18 protein-coding genes and 1 pseudogene are annotated in these 21,715 nt (G+C 56.6%); 11 read left to right on the top strand and 8 right to left on the bottom strand.

What is annotated here, in order from left to right; all coding sequences use genetic code 11:
- Positions 1-2: 2 nt before the first annotated feature.
- The 3 genes from KJI95_RS18200 (at position 3) to KJI95_RS18210 (ending at position 2,593) form a co-directional block, all read left to right on the top strand.
- Entirely contained in the window at positions 3-1,298 is a 1,296-nt protein-coding gene (locus KJI95_RS18200) for a TolC family outer membrane protein (protein ID WP_214508632.1), read from the top strand.
- Position 1,299: 1 nt separating this feature from the next.
- A complete protein-coding gene (locus tag KJI95_RS18205) occupies positions 1,300-1,911 on the top strand; it encodes an OmpA family protein (protein ID WP_214508633.1) in 612 nt (203 codons plus the stop codon).
- Positions 1,912-2,056: 145 nt separating this feature from the next.
- Positions 2,057-2,593, top strand: coding sequence for a thioredoxin family protein (locus KJI95_RS18210; protein WP_214508634.1), 537 nt, complete (start codon positions 2,057-2,059; stop codon positions 2,591-2,593).
- Positions 2,594-2,664: 71 nt separating this feature from the next.
- Here the strand turns inward: KJI95_RS18210 and KJI95_RS18215 are convergent, their stop codons facing one another.
- The 3 genes from KJI95_RS18215 to rhlB form a co-directional block, all read right to left on the bottom strand.
- Positions 2,665-5,670: a TonB-dependent receptor gene (locus KJI95_RS18215; protein WP_214508635.1), complete on the bottom strand. Its 3,006-nt coding sequence runs from the start codon at positions 5,668-5,670 to the stop codon at positions 2,665-2,667.
- Between the two features lie 531 nt (positions 5,671-6,201).
- Positions 6,202-7,119: a Ppx/GppA phosphatase family protein gene (locus KJI95_RS18220; protein WP_214508636.1), complete on the bottom strand. Its 918-nt coding sequence runs from the start codon at positions 7,117-7,119 to the stop codon at positions 6,202-6,204.
- Between the two features lie 9 nt (positions 7,120-7,128).
- Positions 7,129-8,448 (bottom strand): ATP-dependent RNA helicase RhlB, encoded by a 1,320-nt coding sequence (rhlB, locus tag KJI95_RS18225; protein WP_214508637.1) that lies wholly within the window; start codon positions 8,446-8,448, stop codon positions 7,129-7,131.
- Between the two features lie 151 nt (positions 8,449-8,599).
- On the opposite strand from rhlB, the gene trxA reads away from it, so the two are divergent.
- Positions 8,600-8,926 (top strand): thioredoxin TrxA, encoded by a 327-nt coding sequence (gene trxA / locus KJI95_RS18230; RefSeq protein WP_011761323.1) that lies wholly within the window; start codon positions 8,600-8,602, stop codon positions 8,924-8,926.
- Positions 8,927-9,142: 216 nt separating this feature from the next.
- The gene (gene rho, locus KJI95_RS18235; protein WP_214508638.1) at positions 9,143-10,408 is read left to right on the top strand and encodes a transcription termination factor Rho; all 1,266 of its coding nucleotides are present in this window, start codon (positions 9,143-9,145) and stop codon (positions 10,406-10,408) included.
- 55 nt (positions 10,409-10,463) lie between these two features.
- On the opposite strand, the gene KJI95_RS18240 is transcribed toward rho, so the two are convergent.
- The 5 genes from KJI95_RS18240 to KJI95_RS18260 all read right to left on the bottom strand — a co-directional run bounded on the left by KJI95_RS18240 (position 10,464) and on the right by KJI95_RS18260 (position 15,896).
- Complete coding sequence (locus KJI95_RS18240; RefSeq protein ID WP_214508639.1) at positions 10,464-11,381, bottom strand: LysR family transcriptional regulator; 918 nt, start codon at positions 11,379-11,381, stop codon at positions 10,464-10,466.
- 106 nt (positions 11,382-11,487) lie between these two features.
- Complete coding sequence (locus KJI95_RS18245) at positions 11,488-12,216, bottom strand: fumarate reductase iron-sulfur subunit (protein WP_214508640.1); 729 nt, start codon at positions 12,214-12,216, stop codon at positions 11,488-11,490.
- Positions 12,213-14,261: a fumarate reductase flavoprotein subunit gene (locus KJI95_RS18250; RefSeq protein ID WP_349356757.1), complete on the bottom strand. Its 2,049-nt coding sequence runs from the start codon at positions 14,259-14,261 to the stop codon at positions 12,213-12,215. Before KJI95_RS18250 ends, KJI95_RS18245 begins: the two co-directional genes overlap by 4 nt.
- A gap of 72 nt (positions 14,262-14,333) precedes the next feature.
- Positions 14,334-15,008 (bottom strand): fumarate reductase cytochrome b subunit, encoded by a 675-nt coding sequence (locus KJI95_RS18255; RefSeq protein WP_214508641.1) that lies wholly within the window; start codon positions 15,006-15,008, stop codon positions 14,334-14,336.
- 141 nt (positions 15,009-15,149) lie between these two features.
- Positions 15,150-15,896 carry a fumarate reductase cytochrome b subunit gene (locus tag KJI95_RS18260; protein ID WP_214508642.1) on the bottom strand — a complete coding sequence of 249 codons (747 nt, stop codon included), beginning with the start codon at positions 15,894-15,896 and terminating at the stop codon, positions 15,150-15,152.
- 359 nt (positions 15,897-16,255) lie between these two features.
- On the opposite strand from KJI95_RS18260, the gene KJI95_RS18265 reads away from it, so the two are divergent.
- The 6 genes and pseudogenes from KJI95_RS18265 to KJI95_RS18290 all read left to right on the top strand — a co-directional run.
- A complete protein-coding gene (locus KJI95_RS18265; protein WP_214508643.1) occupies positions 16,256-17,665 on the top strand; it encodes a DUF4397 domain-containing protein in 1,410 nt (469 codons plus the stop codon).
- Positions 17,666-17,797: 132 nt separating this feature from the next.
- A complete protein-coding gene (prmA, locus tag KJI95_RS18270) occupies positions 17,798-18,685 on the top strand; it encodes a 50S ribosomal protein L11 methyltransferase (protein ID WP_214508644.1) in 888 nt (295 codons plus the stop codon).
- A gap of 148 nt (positions 18,686-18,833) precedes the next feature.
- Positions 18,834-19,805, top strand: a complete 972-nt coding sequence (dusB, locus tag KJI95_RS18275) for a tRNA dihydrouridine synthase DusB (RefSeq protein ID WP_214508645.1) — start codon at positions 18,834-18,836, stop codon at positions 19,803-19,805.
- Positions 19,806-19,819: 14 nt separating this feature from the next.
- On the top strand, positions 19,820-20,125 hold the full coding sequence (gene fis, locus KJI95_RS18280; RefSeq protein ID WP_011761333.1) for a DNA-binding transcriptional regulator Fis: 306 nt from the start codon (positions 19,820-19,822) through the stop codon (positions 20,123-20,125).
- Positions 20,126-20,987: 862 nt separating this feature from the next.
- A pseudogene (locus KJI95_RS18285) lies at positions 20,988-21,386 on the top strand (transposase); the annotation flags it as partial.
- Between the two features lie 94 nt (positions 21,387-21,480).
- Positions 21,481-21,715 (top strand): transposase (locus KJI95_RS18290; protein WP_459543025.1); only part of this gene is annotated, 235 nt, incomplete at its 3' end.

The raw sequence follows: 21,715 nt of genomic DNA on the forward strand, positions 1-21,715 counted from the left end.
CTATGCGTAAACTCCTGATTCTTCCCCTGTTGGCACTCTCGACCGCGAGTCAGGCACTGACGCTGGAGCAGTCAGTGGCAGAAGCCATCAACAACCATCCCCGCATACTCGAAAAGTACGCGGGTTTCGAAGCGGCCGTGCGTGAAAAGCGCGCCGCCCGAGGCAACTACCTGCCGCAGCTCAATCTTTACGGCGCCGCAGGTTACGAGTATGTGCGCTACAACAACGGCAAACAGGTCGACTCAGAGCTTGACCGCACCGAAGTCGGCCTTAAGCTGACCCAGTTGCTGTTCGATGGCTTTCGCACCGGCAACGAGGTTGACCGGCTGCAGTTTGAGCAGGAAGCCGAGCAGTTCGGGCTGATTTCGCTTGCCGAAAATATCAGCCTCGAAGTGGCCGAAGTGTACCTGCAGCTTGCCCGCATCAATCAGGTGGTCAAACTGTCGGAGCAAAACGTTAAAGAACATCAGGAAATTCAGCGAAATATTGAATCCCGCCAGGGCCGTGGCCTGTCGAGCGATTCCGATGTGGCTCAGGTGCGTGCCCGGGTCGCTACGGCGCAATCGGCGTATCTTGCCGCCCGCAACGAGCAGATGGACCTCGAAGCCCGCTACTTCGATCTGGTCGGCCAGATGCCGAGCGAGCTTATCGATCCCCGCCCCGACTTTGAATATGTGCCGCAGAATCTTGGCGATGCACTGAAAAAGGCCGTGGAAAAACACCCTGAAATCGATGCCGCCAGCAAGGATCTGGACGCCGCCAACTCCCAGTATGAGCGCGACAAGAGCAGCTTCCTGCCCAAACTGTCGCTGGAGCTGCAGGCCAACCGCAACGACAATATGGGCGGCATCGCCGGCCCCGATGAAGATGCCCGCGCCATGCTGGTGCTGTCGTATAACCTGTTCAACGGCGGCAGCGATGTCGATCGCGCCGAGGCCGCCAGTTGGCGGGTGCAGCAGGCCCGCTCTATCCGCCGCCAGACAGAGCTGCAGGTGGTCGAAGCGACCCGCCTCGCCTGGAACGCCTACAGCTTTGTCGGCGAGCAGCGCAGTTTTTACCGCGAAAACGTGGATCAGGCGGTGAAAGCCGAGCAGGGTTATCAGCGCCAGTTTGATCTCGGCCGCCGCTCGCTGCTGGACGTGCTGGATGCCAAGGTCGAGGTGTTCCTCGCCCGCAAAAATTACCTCGATGCCCACTACAAATATCAGGGCGCGGCCTACCGGCTTATCAATGTCACCGGCAGCCTGATGGAATCCTTCCGGGTCGATACCCCCGAGAGCTGGACCGAGGAGAAATAATATGAAGTCACAACACACTCTCGCCCTGCCCGCGCTGCTTGCAGCTATATTCCTTGGCGGCTGCGCCATCGAACCCGGTGACAGCTTTGAAGTCGCAGAGCAAACCCGTGCCCTCACCGACCTTGACCGCGACGGCGTTATTGATGCCCGCGATGGCTGCACCGCCACCCCGGGCGGTGCCAGCATCAGCAACAATGGCTGCGAAAATGCCACCGCCGAAAAGCGTAAAGCGAGCCGCGTCATCATGTTCGGTTACGATGAAGACACCCTGAGCAGCGCCGAGCGCAGCGAATGGATTGCGCTGATGCAAAAGCTTGCCGGCAAGGATGGTGCCGAGCTGGTGCTGATTGGCGACACCAGCCCCGAAGGCAGCGAGGCCTATAATCAGGCGCTGGCCCAGAGACGCAGCGACTTTATCCGCGCCATGGCGAAGGAAGCAGGGCTTACTGACAGCCAGATAAAGACCGAGGTCTATTTCGAAAAAAACCAGATCCCCAACGAGCTGTCGGGCCGTGACCACCGCCTGATTGCGGTGGCGCGCTGGCAGGAAACCGGTGTGGAGATGGACTGGAACATTTTCAGCTCCGACAAGGCACCCAAAGTAAAACGCTGAGCCACAGCACCGCTATACATCCTTTGCCGGAGGCCACATTTTCCGGCAAAGGGTGATCCAGCCCAAAGCCTTGCCCCCCTATCCTTTCATTCAGCTCACAACCATGGTTGGATAAAGCCAGCCCCATCGCTTGTGAGGAAAGAGGATGCACAGTAACATCAAAGCCTTATTGGCCACTACGGCACTGTTTTTCACCGCCCCGCTGCTGGCAGACTCCGGCTGCGGCTTCGAAAACAAAGCCAATGGCCTGTTTGCAACCTGCAGCGAGGAGAAACAGGAAGTGATCCTGACCGGAATCGTGGAGGCCGAGCGCCTCGTGACCGAATTGCCTGAATTCAGCGAAGGCTACAAGACCTATCAGGTCGATACCTCAGCCCTTGGCCCCATCAAGGCAGTCGCCGAACCGATTGAAATTGTGGTGATTATCGGCACCTGGTGCCCGGACTGCCACCGCGAGACCCCGCGTTTTATCCGCATTATCGAAGAAGTCGCCAACCCCAATATCAAGGTGACTTACATAGGCGTAGACCGCGCCAAGTCAGACCCCGAAGCTCTGGCCGCCAAATACGATTTCAAGCGCATTCCGACCTTTATCGTGCTGAATAAGGGCGAAGAGATAGGCCGCATCGTCGAGCGCCCGACCGAGTCGCTGGAAAAAGATTTGGCCAACATATTGAAGTAACACTTAAAAGACAAAAGGCCGGCAACTTGCCGGCCTTTTTCATGCCCAGGGTTCCAAAGCCTTTAGGGCTATCAGAACTCGTAGCGGGCGATGAGCGACAGGTAGCGGGCTTCCTGACGGTCAGTCACCATGCCGTAATCCGGGTTCAGCTCAAGACCGCTCGGGGTATCGGCATAACGGGTGCGTTCTTCAAACACCGAGGTGGCGGTGTCGGCGTTCAGCAGGTTATACACTGTGCCCTTGAGCATCAGGTCGCCACCAAACAGCGCGGTGTTGTAGGTGAGCGACAAATCCAGATTGGTCACCCAGGGCAGGTTACCGGCGCTGCCACGGGGGGCTGGGTTGCCATTCTCATCGTAGTGCGACGCGTGGTCGTAGTAGCGGCTGATGCAATCATCCCACGGGCTGCCGGCAGCGCAGCTGTCAACGCCTTCCGGATGCTGAGAGAAGTAGCTTTGCGGACGACCCGAGGTGGTACGGGCCACCAGACCCAGCACCAGGCTGTCGGTCAGGTTGTACGCGCCACTCACCTTGAACGCATGGCGGTGATCGTTGGGCAGATCGCCATAACTGTGATCCATCAGATCGCCATAGTCATAGGAAGTGGTCCAGCCCGGATCGGCCTGGTTGTTGTCTGTCTTCACCAGACCTTCGGTGTTACCGTAGCTGTGGGACCAGGTGTAGGAGCTGTTGACGGTCAAATCGTCGCTCACGCGGCCATCGAGGGTAAACTCCATCGCCAGATACTTACGCTTGGCCTTGGGCAGCATCAGCTCATCTTCACTCAGGGTGACAGTATCGACCTGACCATCACCGTCGAAGTCGTAAGACATGGTAATGGCTTCACCCGGGTTATTGAGTACGTAGTAGGAGCTTTGGCCCACGTTATCTTCAATCCCGAGCTCGGCAAGCTTCTTGGCCAGCACCGGGCCTACGTCGGTATCTTCCACGCTGCGGCCAAGGTCGCGGTAAATAAAGCGCACGCCGCCACTCATGGTGTCAAACAGCTCCTGCTGATAACCCACAGTGAACTCATCGCTGTACATGGGCTTGAGGCTGCTTGAGGCAATCAGGCCAGGCTCAGTGATCCCGCGCTGACGCCAGTAACGGTCGCGCAGCATGTCGCCACGGCTCGGAGAGCCATCGGCAAGCAGCACTGGTGCACCACTGCCATCTACCTGATCCAACTCAAAATACTCAAACCATTCGATGGAAGAAGAACCCTGAGTGATGTTCATATTGGCCGACACAGGCTGGAAGTAACGGCCGTAGGTGGCATATACCTTGGCACTGCCATCGCCGTGCAGGTCGTAAATCGCCTGCAGGCGCGGGGCAATCTGGTTATCCACCGACACATAGGAGCGACCGTCCGACACTGTGTTGTCAAAGCCGCTGTAACGCAGGCCGAGGTTCAGCACCAGCTGGTCGGTTACCTGCCAGGAATCGTTGGCGTAGAAGGCAAGCGAGGTCACGTCTGAATCTGTGTAGCGGGTACGGATGCGACGCTCGATATAATCTTCACCGGCAGCAGCACCGGAGCGATCGTTTACGCCGGCGGTCTTGATGCTCCACCAACCCTGGGCATCGCCTATGCCGTTCTGGCCAGAGGTGAAGTCCACCAGCACCTGAGTGTAATCCACCCCGAACTGAATCGAGTGATCATCCAGATCCCAGTGAAAATCCACCCTGGCCTGATCGCGGGTGTATTCTTCTTCCGACACAGATGAGTTGGTATGGCTGCTCAGGGTAGTCGCGCTGCGGTAGTCATAGACCGACGGATTAGACGAGGCAACCACGTTGTAGATGGTTTCGACTGTGCGGCCGACCACGGCCGATACCGAGAAGCTGTCGCTGAGGTAGCCGTTGTAGTTAATGCTGTAAACCTGACCACCGTCGCGGCCGGGAGCCGTGGCACCGTTTTGCGCGCCGATAACATCGGTTTCCCAGTCGTATAAATAGTTGGTGGTATCCCAGTTACGCTCGTTGTTCATGGCCGAGATGCCAACCGAGTGCGCATCTGAAATAAACCAGTCGAGCTTGGCAAACCAGCGGTCTTCTTTACGCTCGCGGCTGCCCATATTCTTTTGACCGGCCCAGTCGCTGTCGTCGCGGCGGGGATTAAACAGGCCGTAATAAAACAGCTTGTCTTCGACTATCGCGCCGCTGGCCCACAGCTGCACCTCACGGAAGTCATAGCTGTCGTGGCGGGTGTTGGTGCTGATATTGCCGGCATGGTCGTAAATGGAGTCGTGGTTTGCGCGCATGCTGTCCGGATCCCAGCGTACCTGGGTGCCAAATTTAAACTCGTTGTCACCGGACTTGGACACGGCGTTGATGATACCGCCCATGGCACCGCCAAATTCGGGGCTCACGCCGCCTGTCATCACCTGCGTCTGGGCGATGGCTTCCCACGGCAGGCCGATGGAGCCTAAGCCTGTGCGGATGCTGGTCACGTTCATACCGTTGAAGTAATAGCCGTTTTCAGCAGATGACGCGCCGCCGAAACTGGAAGCACCACGGAACGCCGAGCCACCCGGCGCGGCTGTGCCCGGAGTCAGCATGGCGATACTTTCAAAGCCCGAGTTCACCGGCATCAGCGCCAGATCGTCCTGGGTGAAGGTCGCACCCGAGGTCGAAGAGGCCATATCCACCCGGCGGATCATGCTGCCGGTTACCGCCAGACGCTCCATGGACGCATCGCCGGCACCCAGCAACTGACCGTCGAGAATAAGCGCCTGACCCACTTCCACCCGCACACCCGCCTCGCGGGAGTCGTTAAAGCCGGGCTTGTGGATTTCGATGTCGTACTCACCCACAGGCACGTTACGCAGCAGGTATTCACCCTTATCGTTGGTGGTGACTGTGTACACCAGCCCCTTGGCCTTGTGCTTGAGGGTGATGGTGGCACCGCCAAGGGCTGCGCCTTCACCGTTGACGATTTGCCCTTTAACGATACTGGAGCCGTCTACCGCCATGGCGGGGGTGGCTATCATCAGCACGGAACCCACCGCCATCGCGGCCAGTGTTTTGCGGGCAGAAAAGGCGCTCTTGGGCGCCTGTTTGCTTGTGTGGTACATGGTTAAGATTTCCTTTTTCCCTTTGCCTGAGTGTTGCGCCGGCCCAGTCCTTCTTGTGGGCAATTTATGGCCAAAGCGCGGTAAAACCTTAACATCGATTACATACTGTATACAATCTATTTTATTAAATGCATATTACCAATCAAAACCAGCTGCCGCAGATTAAGAAATGCCACGGATTAAATGTGTTTATTTTCATTCAATTACACCAATCATCGCATTAAAGTTGGATAAGCTGGGGCATGCCTTCGAAGCGATGAAGATGGCCAACGAGGCTTAAGCCGAAGTTCAGACCATCACAGAAATGGATTAATGGCCGGGAGCTGCGAGTTGAGAGTTGAGAGCTGAGATTAGAGGTTTGAGAGTTGAGAGTTGAGGCTGGAGACAGCATGGGAGACGGAATGCTGCATTTGCGAGGCTTTGCCATGGATACCGGGCAGTTCAGGACGACCCGATTCAGGCATAAAAAAACGCCTCAGTGCGGCGTTTCAGTTATGCGGTTGCTGCAAGCTCAATTTATGAGTCGGGCCATTATTCAAGAAGCCGCTCAGACAGCTCAAGCAGCACCCCTTCGCGCAGTGCACCACCTGAAAGAGCAAGGTTTTCAAGCCCCAGCAAACGAAACAGCGCCAGCAGCACGGCGATACCGGCGGCAAAGGTCGGCGCCCGCTCTGGGCAAAGGCCATGGATACCATCGAGGCTCGCATCTTCATGGAGCAGAATTTCCTGCTTCAATCCTTCGAGCACCTTCACGGTGATAAGCTGCGACTCGCCGCGGTGGCCAAGCAACTCCACCACCGACTGCACAGTGCCGGACGCGCCGACCACAGTGTGCCAGCCAAGCTGTTTAATCTCGGCTTCCGACTGGCCGAGCAGACGGTGAACTTCGGCCTCAGCGTCGGCAAAGTCACGCTCCTGCAGTGGCAGGTCGCTGAAAAACTGCTTTTTAAAGGTCACGCAGCCCATGGGCAGGCTGGTTTTGAACAGCAGTTTATCGCCATCGCCTATGATGAATTCGGTACTGCCGCCGCCGATGTCGATCACAAGGCGCCGCCCCTCACCCACAGTAGTAGCGACCATGCCTCGATAAATCAGCTCAGCCTCGCGCATACCGCAAATCACATCGATGGGCACGCCAAGAATAGGCAACGCCCGCGCCTTGAACTCGTCGGCATTGGCGATGGCGCGCAGGGTGGCGGTGGCCACCACAGCAACCCGGGCGTGGGAAATCTGATGCTGAACCAGCATCTGGGCAAACATCTCAAGGCATTCAAGCCCGCGCTGCATGACGCTCTCACTGAGCATGCCATCACAGCCGATCCCTTCGGCAAGACGCACCTTGCGTTTGTATTTGGCCTCAACCCTGGGCTTTCCGGCCTCGGTGGTCGCCACCAGCATGTTAAAGCTGTTGGAACCCAGGGTGATTGCGGCATAAGCAGTTTTTTGCATGCGGCTGTCTTATGAGTGTCTGCGGGTCCTGTCGTGACGTGGAGGACGACCACCGCCGCTGCGATGGGCACCGGACGGACGTGGTGAACCCGAGCGATCGCGCAGGTTACGGCCACCTGCATGGGGCTTGCGATGAATTCGCACCGGCGGCGGAATATCAATCAGCGCATCCTGATCGTAAGACGTCACAGGGATACTGTGCTGGATATAGTCTTCGATGGCCGGCAGGTTGAGGGCATATTCCTCACAAGCAAAGCTCACCGACACGCCTTTCTGACCGGCGCGGCCCGTACGACCGATACGGTGTACATAGTCTTCGCAGTCATCGGGCAGATCGTAGTTGTACACGTGGGACACATCGGAAATGTGCAGACCACGGGCGGCTACGTCGGTGGCAACCAGAATGTCGAGCTCACTCTTGGTGAACTGATCGAGGATTTTCAGGCGTTTCTTTTGCGGCACATCGCCGGTCAGCAGGCCCACGCGGTGGCCATCGGCCTCCAGGCTCGCCCACAGGTTTTCACACTGATGCTTGGTGTTGGCGAACACGATGGCTTTTTCAGGCCAGTCTTCTTCAATCAGCGAGTGCAGCAGCTTGAGCTTGTCTTCCATCGAAGGGTAGAAGATTTCTTCTCTGATATTGCGGGAGGTTTTTTCTTCCGGCGCAATCTCTACCTTCACAGGGTCGTTCATGTGATCGTACGCCAGCTCCTGCACTTTCATCGACAAAGTGGCAGAAAACAGCATGTTCAGACGGTCTTTGGCGTCTGGCATGCGGCGGAACAAAAAGCGGATGTCCTTGATAAAGCCAAGGTCAAACATGCGGTCGGCTTCATCGAGTACCACGGCCTGAATGGCACCGAGGTTAATCACGCCCTGACGCACGTAGTCGATAATCCGGCCTGTGGTGCCAATCAGCACGTCCACGCCTTTATCGAGCACCTTGCGCTGGGTCTCGTAACCTTCACCGCCGTAAACAATACCCACCTTAAGACCGCTGTGCTTGGACAGCAGCGTCGCGTCTTTGGCAATCTGAATCGCCAGTTCGCGGGTCGGCGCCATCACGATGGCACGGGGCTGGTTCAGTTGGCGGTTTTCAGGGATGGGGGCTGTCAGCAGGTGGTTGAAGGTGGCAACCAAGAAGGCGAGAGTCTTGCCGGTACCGGTTTGGGCCTGGCCAGCAATGTCTTTTTTCTCAAGCAGAACCGGCAGGGACAACGCCTGAATTGGCGTACAATGTTCAAAGCCGTTTTCGTTAAGTGCCTGTTTGACCTCGTCACACAAGGGCAGGTCGGCAAACCTCTGTTGGGTTAAATGTGTTTCGCTCATAGCGGCAGCATACCAGTTAGGGTTGCAATAAGATATCCGATCGGCTGAAATAGCGGCAATAAATCGGTGGGCGCTTGAATTCGTTTAAATCCGCCCCAATATACATGCTAAGCCATTCACAGACCAGCGATGGCATCATTTGGAGAACATCATGAGCGACAAAATTGTAACCCTGAGCGACGACAGCTTTGAAAACGACGTACTGAAGTCTGAACTGCCAGTTCTGGTAGACTTCTGGGCAGAATGGTGCGGCCCTTGCAAAATGATCGCCCCAATTCTGGACGACGTAGCTGCCGAATACGAAGGTAAGGTTACAGTTGCCAAGCTGAACGTTGACCACAACAACGCCTCACCAGCCAAGTACGGCGTGCGTGGCATCCCAACGCTGCTGATGTTCAAAGGCGGCGAACTGGTAGCCACCAAGGTTGGCGCCCTGTCCAAGACTCAACTGAAAGAGTTTATCGACGCTCAGCTCTAATCTTTGCCATCCGGCGTGATGCCCGGCACAGCTTTACGGCTTAATTGTGTCGGGCTTCCCTAAAAATCTGGACGCACACTTCCATCGGTGCTACTTTAATAGCCAGATCCTTATCGTTTAACTCACTTCTTCGCTGTTCAATCTTTTCAATACCCTTCGTTAGCATTGCAGATTGAATGCGAAATACTTTTTCTCGCGTAAAAAAGACCCATCAACATGAATCTGAATGAACTGAAAAACATGTCCATCGCCGACCTGGTGGCCTTGGCGGAGAGCATGAATCTCGAAAATATGGCCCGTGCCCGCAAGCAGGACATCATTTTCTCCATCCTCAAAGCCCACGCCAAAAGCGGTGAAGACATCTTCGGTGGCGGTGTTCTTGAAATCCTGCAGGACGGTTTTGGTTTCCTTCGCAGTGCCGATGGTTCTTACCTCGCCGGTCCGGACGACATCTATGTCTCCCCAAGCCAGGTGCGTCGCTTCAACCTGCGAACGGGCGATACCATTGCCGGTAAAATCCGCCCGCCAAAAGAAGGTGAGCGTTACTTTGCCCTGCTGAAAGTCAACGAAGTTAACTTCGATAAGCCTGAAATTTCCCGCAACAAGATCCTGTTTGAAAACTTAACGCCCCTGCACGCCGAAGAGCGTCTGCGCATGGAGCGTGGCAACGGTTCCACCGAGGACATCACTGCCCGTATTCTGGATCTCTGCTCTCCTGTCGGTAAAGGTCAGCGCGGCCTGATTGTGGCCCCGCCCAAAGCCGGTAAGACCATGTTGCTGCAAAACATTGCTCAGTCCATCACTTACAACAACCCAGAGGTTGTGCTGATGGTGCTGCTGATTGACGAACGTCCTGAAGAAGTGACCGAAATGCAGCGTCTGGTCAAAGGTGAAGTTATTGCCTCTACCTTCGATGAGCCAGCCAGCCGCCACGTACAGGTTGCTGAAATGGTTATCGAAAAAGCCAAGCGTCTGGTTGAGCACAAGAAAGACGTGGTCATCCTGCTCGACTCCATTACCCGTCTGGCCCGTGCCTACAACACTGTAGTGCCTTCCTCAGGCAAGGTGCTGACCGGTGGTGTGGATGCCAACGCCCTGCACCGTCCAAAGCGTTTCTTCGGTGCTGCCCGTAACATCGAAAACGGCGGCTCACTGACCATCATCGCCACCGCCCTTATCGACACCGGCTCCAAGATGGACGAAGTGATTTACGAAGAATTCAAAGGCACAGGTAACCAGGAACTGCACCTGTCACGCAAGGCCGCCGAGAAGCGCGTGTTCCCTGCGATTGACTTCAACCGCTCCGGCACCCGCCGCGAAGAGAAGCTGACCACCAGCGAAGAGCTGCAGAAGATGTGGATCCTGCGTAAAATTCTGAACCCGATGGACGAAGTGGCCGCGATGGAGTTCCTCATCGACAAGCTGGCCATGACCAAGACCAACGACGAGTTCTTTACTGCGATGAAGCGCGCCAAGTCATAATCCGGCTTATCCCGCTAACGCACAAAAACGCCGCTCACTGAGCGGCGTTTTTATTTTATCCCTGCTGCGCCTCATCAAGCGCAATGAGCCGCTCTGCCACCTTTTGTTTAAGCATATCCCGCAGCGCCAGCACCGCCGGTGTCACCTCGGCGCGGCCGGGGCAAAGCAGATACAGCTCCAATGGCTCGCCCTGCCAATCCGGCAACAAAGGCACCAGCCGCCCTTCCAGCAAATCCGCCGCCAAATCGAGCTTGGATTTATACACCAACCCCTTACCCGCGAGCGCCCAGCGGCGGGCGACATCGGCATCGTCACTGCTGCGCCGGCCATTGACCCGCACCCTATGCTCGCTGCCATCACGATAAAAACGCCACTGATCGTTGGTGCGCTGGGCAAGTTTAAACAGCAAACACTGGTGCTGGGTCAGTTCCTCCGGGGTCGTTGGCGCACCAAAGCGCGCCAGATACTCGCCGGACGCCGCCAGCTGGCGCGTCATACTGCCAATCAGAAAGGCCACGGCCTCAGGATCTGTTGGCTTACCGTAGCGCAGCGCCACATCGATATTGTCCCGAAAAAGACTGCTGACCCTGTCACCGAGCTCAAGCTGCACCTCAAGGGCCGGATGCTGCTCCATCAGTTCATCCAGCCAGGGCAAAAAGATGTTGCGGCCAAAGTCCGATGACACCGAAATGCGAAGGCAGCCTTCCACCGAGCCTTTGGCGCAGGCCAGCGCCTGTTTGCCAAGCTCCAGCGCCGCCAGCGCTTCGCGGCAATGAAGCAGATAACGCTCACCGGCGCCCGAGAGCCGTAAACTGCGGGTGGTACGAATAAAGAGCGGCGTGCCAAGCTGCTTTTCCAGCCGTTTGATGGCAGCACTGGCGGCAGCAGGCGTGACATCCAGCTCCAGCGCCGCAGCACTGATGCTGCCCGCTTCGGCCACGTGCACAAAGAGTTCCAAATCAGAGGTCAGCACTTATTCTCCCCAACGATTAAGTACCGGCTAACACTAAACCCAAATGCTGGCCAAAAGAAAGCCCGCGCAGGTTGCCCGGCGCGGGCGCTACGCTGCTGGGCAAGCCTCAAAGCAGGGTCGAGGCCATCTTGCGGCGCAAATAGGCAATCTGCTGCATGTGCGGTAAGTCTTTGGGGCAGTTGTCCTGACAGCCAAGCAGCGTCATACAGCCAAACACCCCGTCCTGATTGCCAATCACATGGTAAAAATCATCGGCGCTGCGGCCATCGCGGCTGTCGAGCTCAAAGCGGGCGATTTTCATCATGCCCACGGCGCCGACAAAGGTGTCGCGCATCTGCTTGGTGGCGCAGGCCGACACACACACGCCGCACTCCACACAGCGCTCAAGCTCGTAAAGTTTGGCCGCCTCTTCCGGCGCCATCGGGTCTTCGAGGCGATGAATGTCCATGTCGCCCCCCTTGGGATGCAGCCACAGCTGCAAACGCTCGGCGAGCTCGCGCATAAATTTGCCGGTATTCACCGACAAATCGCCAATCAGCTCAAAGCCCGGCAGTGGCATCAGGGTGATTTCACCCTTGGGATATTTGGCGGTTAAGGTGCGGCACGCCAACGTCGGAAAGCCATTAATCACCATGGCACAGCTGCCGCAAATGCCGGCGCGGCAGACAAAATCAAACTGCAGCGACGGGTCCTGCTCCTGGCGCAGGCGGTTTAAGGCAATAAACACCGTCATGCCGCTGGTTTCGGCGAGCTGATATTGAACCATCTTTGGCTTATCGCCCGGCTCTTGTGGGTCGTAGCGGAAAATATTGAAAGTCAGAATGCGGCCGCTCATGAATTATCGTCTCCGGCTGTGTTGGACGCAGGGGCATTGTCGTTGGTGAGTTGTGTCTTGCCGCTTACGCCACCGTGCAAACGATCGCTCAGGCGCTCGTTGGCAGGGCGCAGGCTTTCGGGCAGCTCAAAGGGCATCAGCGCCTGCTGGCGCGCCTCGCGGCTGGCATTGTCACCAAGCTTTGCAAGGATGTCGGCAATTTCGGCCTCGCGTCTGGCGGTATCCGGGTGGGCAATGGCGTTATCGGCGCCGTAGCCGCGATAGCCAGGCGGCAGCTCCATCTGCATCACATCCAAAGGCTCATAGCTTAAACGGGGCTCGAGTGCCTTCGGGTCGGGCCAACTTGCCAGGGTGCGGCACAGCCAGTCTTTGTCATTGCGCTGGGGAAAGTCTTCCCGCGCATGAGCACCACGGCTCTCGGTGCGGGCAGCGGCGCCGCAGGCCACTGTCAGTGCCACTTTCAGCATTCTGCGTACCCGCAGCGCTTCCACCAGCTCCGGGTTGGCATGGCGTTTTTTACAGGTAACACCCAGATTGGCAGCGCGCTCCAGCAGGGACTTCAGTTGCCGCACCGCTTCATCAAGCTCAGGGCCATTTCGGAAAATGCCCACATAATCCATCATCACCTTTTGCATCGCCGCTTTAAGCTGCCAGGCATTTTCGCGCCCTTCGCCGTCAATCAAGGCATCGATTTCGGCGCGGGCCTTGTCGACAAAACCCTGGGCAAGGCCAGTATCCAGCACCAAGTCGTTGTTATCACAGAAATCGGCCACGTATTTACCGATGATCATCCCGCCCACCACGGTTTCTGCCAGCGAGTTGCCGCCGAGGCGGTTAAAGCCGTGCATGTCCCAGCAGGCCGCTTCGCCCACGGCAAACATGCCCTTGAGCTGCGGGCTTTCGCCGGTTGGAGTAGTGCGGATGCCGCCCATGGAGTAATGCTGGGTCGGCCGCACCGGGATCCAGTCTTTGGCCGGGTCGATACCGAGGAAGTTTTCGCAGATTTCTTTCACTTCGCGCAGGTTAGTCTCGATATGCTTGCGCCCCAGCAGGGTGATATCGAGCCACAGGTGCGGGCCATAGGGGCTGTCGACACCCTTACCCTTACGCATGTGCTCAGTCATCCGCCGCGATACCACGTCGCGGGAGGCGAGCTCTTTTTTCTCCGGCTCATAGTCCGGCATAAAGCGGTAGCCATCTTTGTCGCGTAAAAGCCCGCCATCACCACGGCAGCCTTCGGTGGTCAGAATGCCCACAGGCACGATGGCGGTGGGGTGAAACTGCACCGCTTCCATGTTGCCAAGGGTGGCAACGCCGGTGTCGAGCGCCAGCGCCTGGCCAATGCCTTCACAGATAATGGCGTTGGTGGACACCTCATAGATGCGGCCATAGCCGCCGGTGGCGATAGTCGTCGCCTTGGCGATGTAGGCGCGCAGCTCACCTGTAATAAGGCAGCGGGCCACCACGCCGTGGCAGCGCTCGCCGTCGTGGATGATGTGCAGCGCTTCTACCCGCTCATGCACCGGAATGCCCATGGAAATGGCCTTGTTATCCACCGCATACAGCAGCGAGTGGCCGGTGCCGTCGGCTGTGTAGCAGGTGCGCCATTTTTTGGTACCGCCAAAATCGCGGGCGTTGATAAGACCATGGGCGGCTTCGGCTTCATTGATGGTAATGCGCTCGGCATTCACCACCACTTCGCGGGGGCCTTTGGTGACCCGGGTCCAGGGCACGCCCCAGTGGCTCATCTCCCGCACGGCTTTGGGAGCGCAGTGGGCAAACATCCGCGCCACGGTTTGATCGCAGCCCCAGTCGGAACCCTTTACCGTATCCTGAAAATGCACATCTTCGTTATCGCCAAGGCCCTTGACCGTGTTGCCAAGGCTGGCCTGCATGCCGCCCTGAGCTGCTGCCGAGTGGCTGCGTTTGGCCGGAATGAGGGACAGCACCAGGGTGTCGTGGCCGCGCTCTTTGGCGGCAATGGCGACCCTTAAGCCCGCAAGCCCGGCGCCGACCACCAGACAGTCTGTGTAGATGAGTTTCACGTTTGCTCCTTGGCACACTTTGCAAAGTACAGCTTGTGGCAGTGTCCTGCCTTTTTATGATTTATGCCGCCCTCAGGCGGGAGTGTGGGGCAGAAAGGCCAGCAGCGCCGCAAGTCCAATTCCCACAAACAGCACACTGAGCACGGTTTTGATGGTGCGTAATCTTGCCCGGGTGTTGAGATCCCGCGCCGCGCCCCACTTAAGCGCCACCCGATAAAGGCCGATGGCAGCATGCAGCTCCACCGTCAGCAGCAGTGGCAGGTAAATCAAGTACCCATACTCGCCCCAAATCCGCTGGGCGCTGCCCACCGGGCCTATGGTTTCGGGCGCGCTGCCCACCAGCCACAGGTGCACAGGCAACAGCAGCAGGATCACAATCCCGGTGCCCGCCTGCCAGCTCCACAGCCGGGTATCGCTGTGGTTAATGACCTGCATCTGACTTTTAAGCGCTTTTTGCTGACGCAAACTCAGCGGCAACTTATGCAGCGCCACCAGCACATGAAAGGCCGCCAGCAGCCCCACACCAATGGCAATCAGGCTCACCACCCAGGGGTAGCCGTGGCCATCGTCAGATAAAAACGCCAGCTCCATATTGCGCGCCACCCAGCTCATGGCCTCCGGGCCAAGCAGGATGGATGACACCAGCAACAGGTGCGTCCACAAAAACAGCGCCAGCACCACGCCGCTGAGGCTTTGTCCCACATCCAGCACGCCACTCCAGCGCCGGATATCCAGTTTGCCCGCCATCCTGAGTCCCTCTCGTTTGTTTTTGTTCTGACGATAATTTCGCCCACAAAAACAAGCTAAACCCTGATGCACGTCAACACAACGTGCGTTATTTCATCAAAAGCTGAATCAGGGACTCTTTTTGGCGGTGCTATTCACGCCTCAGCCACCGCCCGGCACAAAGGGCGTTACCGGCAGGCTCAATCCCTGACCTATCACCATATAGGCGAGCAAACTGGCACTGCCAAGAAGAAGCAGGTAAATAATCAAGGCTTTAATCAGCTTTCGAAGCGGCGCACGCTGCTGCACCCAACCCCATTTCACCGCTACCCGGTACAGGCCAATCATGGCGTGTACCACCACAGCAGGCAGCAGCAGACCATAGAGCAGCCAGGCGTTGTCGTGATACACCCGCTCGGCCGACAGATGCGGGCCAATCTCGGGGTTTAAAATCATGGTGAAGAGGTGCACAGGCACCAGAAAGAACAGCACAAAGCCGGTGATAAGCTGCCAGAACCAGGCGTGGGTATCTTTGTGGGCAATCGAGCCCAAATGGGCGCGCAGCTGGCGCCACTGACCAAGCTGAGTCGGAAAGCGCCGCAGCGCCAGCGCCGCATGCAGGCACACCACCGCCAGCATCAGCACAGAAAACAGCTTGGTTACCCAGGGAAAGCCATGGCCGGTGCTTGAAAACATGCCGCCTTCCAAGAGCTGCACCACCTGATAGAACACCTCTTTGCCCAAAAGAATGCTCGACTCAAAATGCATATGCAGCAGCAAAAAGCCGCCCAGCATCAAGCCGGTGATGCTTTGTAATTTGTCCGCCCGTGCCGACCAGGGATGCCCCGCCCGCCTCGGATTTAATGTGTGTACCGTCAGTACCCTTGCCTTGGAAACCCCTGCCGTCATCGCCCTGCCCCTGCTTTGCCGCCCCTGCCGGCCATGGGCTTTCCCACGGCGGCATTACCGATGGCATCACGATAGCAGTTGCCGCAGCCGTGGCGAGGCGCGCAAAAGCAAAGCGTGAAGCACCTCACCGCCACCGTGGTATTTATTGGAAGCCTGTCACAAACAAAGGGGAAATAACGAACAGAGGTAATACCACTTAACCAAAACAAATCAGCATGTTAAAAGGCTTTTGAAACAAGACAATAGAAAAGAAGTGATTTTACCTACCTAAAAGTGAGTAACAAGTGAGCAAAAAGTGATCCTGTTTCATGGCAACCGTCGTAGCTAATAACGCCAATCACCAGCTAAGAGGAATTAACATGAAAAGGATCACTGGCATCATCTTACCGCTAATGGCAGCCACATTCATCATCGGCTGCTCGGATGACGATGATAACCAAACCAAGGACGTAGCTATGCCCGCCGCCATGGCGGATATCCGGGTTATCCATGGCAGTGCCGATGCGCCCATGGTTAACATCAAAGCCAACGGCGCGCTGTTTGCCGGGCTTGAAAAAGTGGATTATTTACAAGGCAGTGGTTTTATCTCCGTGGCCGAGGGTAACTACAATCTGGCCGTGGATGCGGTATTGCCCAATGGCAGCAGCGCCGAAGTCTTATCCCTGAATAATGCCGCCCTTGCCGGCGACACCCAGTACACAGTGCTGGCACATGGCGCGGCGGTGCAGGACAACAACAGCAGCAACGACCTGGCGCTGCTGGTGATTGCCAATCCCAAAAAGGCCATCGGCAGCGGCAACATACGGCTGCAGGTGCTGCACGCCGCCCCCGATGCCCCCATGGTGGATGTGCACCTGACCGCGCCGGGCGCAGAGCTCGGTGCAAGTGCCGCCACCCTGAGCTATGGCCAATACACCCCGCCCATTGAAGTGGCTGCCGGCAGTTATCAGGTGAGACTGGTACTGCCGCAGGGCAGCGAAGGTGCTGGCACAGTGGCTTATGATGTTGACCTGCCACAGCTCGCCGCCGGTCAGGACTGGTTTATTGCCGCCCTGCCTAACACAGGCGTGACCACGTCACCTGTGGTGCTGCTGGCCAACAATGGCACCGACACCCTGGTATTTCGCGATAAGCGCACCCAGGCAAGCCTTAGGGTAGCCCACAGCGCCGCCGATGTGCCGCAGGTGGATTTTCTGGCCAACGGCAGCAAGGTCGATGCCCTCAGCGGCACCGCCTTCGGTCAGGCAAGCGGATATCTGAATGTCGATGCCGGTGACTATCAGGTCGATACCGTGCTCTCAAGCGACAACAGCGTGGTCGGTATCAGCGGTAGCTTAAGCTTGAGCGCCAATCAGATGCTCACAGTCGCCGCCGTTGGCACCCTCGCCAGTGAGTCGCCCGATGTACCGCTGGAATACCTGCCGCTGGATGACAGCCGTCGCCGTATCGCCACCGAAGCGCAGCTGCGCCTCACCCACGCCCACCCCAGCGTAGGTAACGTCGACATTTACGTCACCGCCGATGGCATGCTGGATAACGCCACGCCCGCCTTTACCAATGTGGCCTACAAGGCCAGCACCGGCTGGGTGAGTGTGGCGCCGGGGGATTATGTGGTCAGCGTAACTGCCGCCGGCAGCAAAACCGTGGCCATCGAAACCCCAACCCTAAGCCTTGCACCCCTTGGCAAGTATTCGGCACTGGCCGTGGATAACCCCGCCGCCATCCCTGCCAACCTGCTGCTGATGGATGATTTTGTCAGCGCCAAATAAGCTTGCCTGCCACCGATAGGGTGCCCCGTGCACCCTATCACCCCTTTATTGGCGCGGAACAAGCTTGCAGATGCCAGCAGAGCCCAGCTGGGGTAGAATATGGCCTTTATCCATTAAGCCACAGGATTAGCCATGCCCTGGATCCAACTGCGTCTGCACACCAGCAGCGAACATGCCGATACCCTCAGCGATCTGCTGCTGGAAGAAGGTTCAGTGTCCATCACCTTTGAAGACGGCAAAGATCAGCCGATTTTCGAACCCAAGCTGGGTGAAACCCCGCTGTGGGACGACACAGTGGTGGTCGCCCTGTTTGACGCCCCGTTCGACCTCGAGCCTGTGGTAGCCATGCTCAAGACCCTGCCCTTTGTCGGCGACAACCTCAAATACAAGATTGAGCAGGTTGAAGATAAAGACTGGGTGCGCGAGTGGATGGATAACTTCCACCCCATTCAGTTCGGCAAACGGCTGTGGATCTGTCCAAGCTGGCGTGAAGTACCCGACCCGGACGCGGTGAACGTGATTCTGGATCCGGGCCTTGCCTTTGGTACCGGCACCCACCCAACCACAGCCCTGTGCCTCGAGTGGCTCGACAGCCTTGAGCTTGATAATAAAGACGTTATCGACTTTGGCTGCGGCTCAGGCATCCTCGCCGTGGCCGCCCTCAAGCTTGGCGCCGCCAAGGCCACAGGTATCGATATCGACTATCAGGCCATCGACGCCTCCAAAGCCAACGCCGAGCGCAATGGCGTCGCCGAGCGCCTCGCCCTGTATTTGCCCGAAGCGCAGCCCGAAGGTCTCAAGGCCGAAGTGCTGGTTGCCAACATCCTCGCCGGCCCGCTTAAAGAGCTCGCACCACTTATTCAGGTGCTGGTACAACCCGGTGGTAAGCTCGCCTTGTCCGGATTGTTACGTGAACAGGCCGAAGAAGTTCGTCAATGTTACGCCCAGTGGTTTGACATGGATGAGCCCGCCTACAAAGACGACTGGAGCCGCTTGACAGGGGTACGCAAATCGCTGTAAAAGGCGCGCCAGGCCTGATTGGGGCGGGAAATACCGCCCCGTAAATGTCAAGCAAAAAAGTTGTTCCCAGGTCATTTATTGACCTTTTTTTCCCTCCAAAAAAGACGTACTATAGCGCCCCTTTGACGCACAAGGTGAAACGCAAATAATGCAAATTGGACCCTATCAACTGACCAATCAGCTGATCGTGGCACCAATGGCAGGTGTCACCGATCAGGCGTTCAGAAATCTCTGTCTGCGTTATGGCGCTGCCATGGCCGTGTCAGAGATGTTGTCTGCCAATCCCGAACTTTGGGACACAGACAAAAGCCGACAGCGCATGGCGCATTCGGGAGAGGAAGGCATCCGCTCAGTGCAGATTGCCGGCGCCGATCCCGAACAGATGGCCTGGGCCGCCCGCTTCAACGTGGAGCAAGGCGCACAGATCATCGACATCAACATGGGTTGTCCGGCAAAAAAAGTGAATAAAAAGCAGGCAGGTTCTGCGCTGATGCAATACCCCGAACTGGTGGAGCAAATCCTCAAGGCCGTGGTAGCAGCAGTCGAGGTACCCGTCACGCTGAAGATTCGCACCGGCTGGGAGCCTGAACACAGGAATGGTGTTCAAATCGCCCGGATAGCCGAGGATTGTGGCATAGCCTCACTGGCCGTACACGGCCGGACGCGGCAGTGCATGTACAAAGGTAACGCCGAATACGACACCATCCGCGCTATTAAACAGAGTATCTCGATTCCTGTTGTCGCCAACGGGGACATCGTCAGTCCGGAGAAGGCACGTTTTGTGCTCGACTACACCGGTGCCGATGCCCTGATGATAGGACGTGGTGCCCAGGGACGGCCTTGGATTTTCAGAGAGATCCAGCATTTTCTGGATACGGGGGAACTACTGGCACCTGTGGGAGATGATGAAAAGCGTCAGGTGATGCTTGAACACCTCTCCAAACTGTATGATCTGTATGGCGAATTCACGGGAGTTCGATTCGCCAGAAAGCATGTAGGCTGGTACCTGGATCAAGAGGCGCAGCGTGATTTCCGTTCCCGGTTTAACGCACTGGAAACCGCTGCCGAGCAACGTTCCGCCGTGGAACGTTATTTCGATGAATTAGTACAGTATCAATAAAGAGCAGAATACGAATGTTTGATCAGACAACTCACACTGAAGCTCATCCGCTTACCGTAGGCAAAATCGAAACTGCAAACGGCACCATCAAGCCGCAACTGCTGCGCGATGCCGTTAAGCGCGCCGTGAGCAACTTCTTCGCCCAGCTGGACGGCCAGGAAGCCCAGGAAGTCTACGAAATGGTGCTTTGCGAAGTCGAAGCCCCTCTGCTTGATATCATCATGCAACACACCCGCGGTAACCAAACCCGCGCCGCTAACATGCTGGGTATCAACCGTGGCACCCTGCGTAAAAAGCTGAAAAAGTACGGCATGAACTAATCCATCTGGATTAACATACTGTTTGAAAAGGGCCTGGTATTCGTACCGGCCCTTTTTCATTTGCGCGGCTGCCGTTACCAGTTATTTGCCCGTCCTGCTTCCCCTTGGTGTTCACCTGCACCTTTCCCCTGACCTGTTTCCCCAGCACTCTTTCCCAAGCCCGTTAAATGCTGTGGCTATTGCTGCCTCAGTGGTTTTATCGTACGCTTGCCCCACTTTCGTATAAGGTTTGCTTTAAAAACAATACTTAAGCTGCGGCTAAATCAGGTCGCAATAGCAGGGATGATGTGACGCGCACCTATCTTTCATTTTCGATTGATTGGAAGCGCCTGAAGCAGGGAGTGCTTACGCGAGTCTCCTTTCCTTCCTCATCTTGCTTTCCCCTGCTTTCTGCCTCTGTTGGCTCAGAGTTTCCGCCTGTGTTGTTCGCAGTTTCTGTGTTGTTTTGTCATTGAATTTGGCTGGGTTGGCGCTGTGGAATAGCAAGGGTTCCCTGCGTTAGCCATCGCTTATGGCAGGTAAGCCGACCTGCGTGCGGCCTTTTAGACGATGCCAAGCTGCGCTTGGCGAACCCTGCGGGTTTGTCGCTTTGCAAGCGACGGTAAGTCGTGGGTCTCCGACCCACACCCGGGGAAAGTACAGGCGAAATCCTTAAGTAGAGTGTTATGCCGGTCCTAACTCGTTTGCTCGAAATTTAATTAACATAGGAGAAAATAATATATGACAAAAAATGGTCCTTATGAGTTTCCAAGTGATTTCTACGACTTTGAAAAACACTTACAGGACATCCAAACCTTTTTGAGGTTTCGACGTCCCTCGACTAGGCTTTGAAGAACCTCCTTTGAACCTGTTGAGGGTCGCCATGACTACCGCTCGTCGCCAGTTGATTGATGCTGAGAGTACGCCCTTCTACCACGTGATTAATCGTTGTGTCAGACGGGCGTTTTTGTGTGGCGAGGATGCGCTTTCAGGCCGTAGTTATGAGCATCGCCGTGGCTGGATAGTAGATAAAATCAGGCAGTTGTCGTCGATATTTTGTATTGACGTCTGCGCCTATGCGGTGATGTCGAATCACTATCATTTGGTGCTGAAAATTGACCTTGTCGCTCAAAAGGCGCTGTCACCGTTTGAAGTGATAGAGCGCTGGACACAGCTTTTTTGCGGCAATCCCGTCGCGGCAAAATTCCTGAAAGGTGAGAGCCTTACAGAGGGCGAGCGCGTATTGGTGGATGGCTTGATTAGTGACTGGCAGGAGCGGCTTGGCAAGAAAAAAAGCGGACATCCAAACCTTTTTGATGTTTCGCATACCCTCGACTAGGCTTTGAAGTAGCCGTTCTTGCCTGTCGAGGTTTGCCATGACTACCGCTCGTCGCCAGTTGATTGATGCCGAGAGCACGCCCTTCTACCACGTGATTAATCGCTGTGTCAGAAGGGCGTTTTTGTGTGGTGAGGACGCACTTTCTGGTCGCAGTTATGAGCATCGCCGTGGCTGGATAGTAGATAAAATCAGGCAGTTGTCGTCGATATTTTGTATTGATGTTTGCGCTTATGCGGTGATGTCGAATCACTATCATTTGGTCCTGAAAATTG

Source organism: Shewanella jiangmenensis (assembly GCF_018596335.1).
GTDB lineage: Bacteria > Pseudomonadota > Gammaproteobacteria > Enterobacterales > Shewanellaceae > Shewanella > Shewanella jiangmenensis.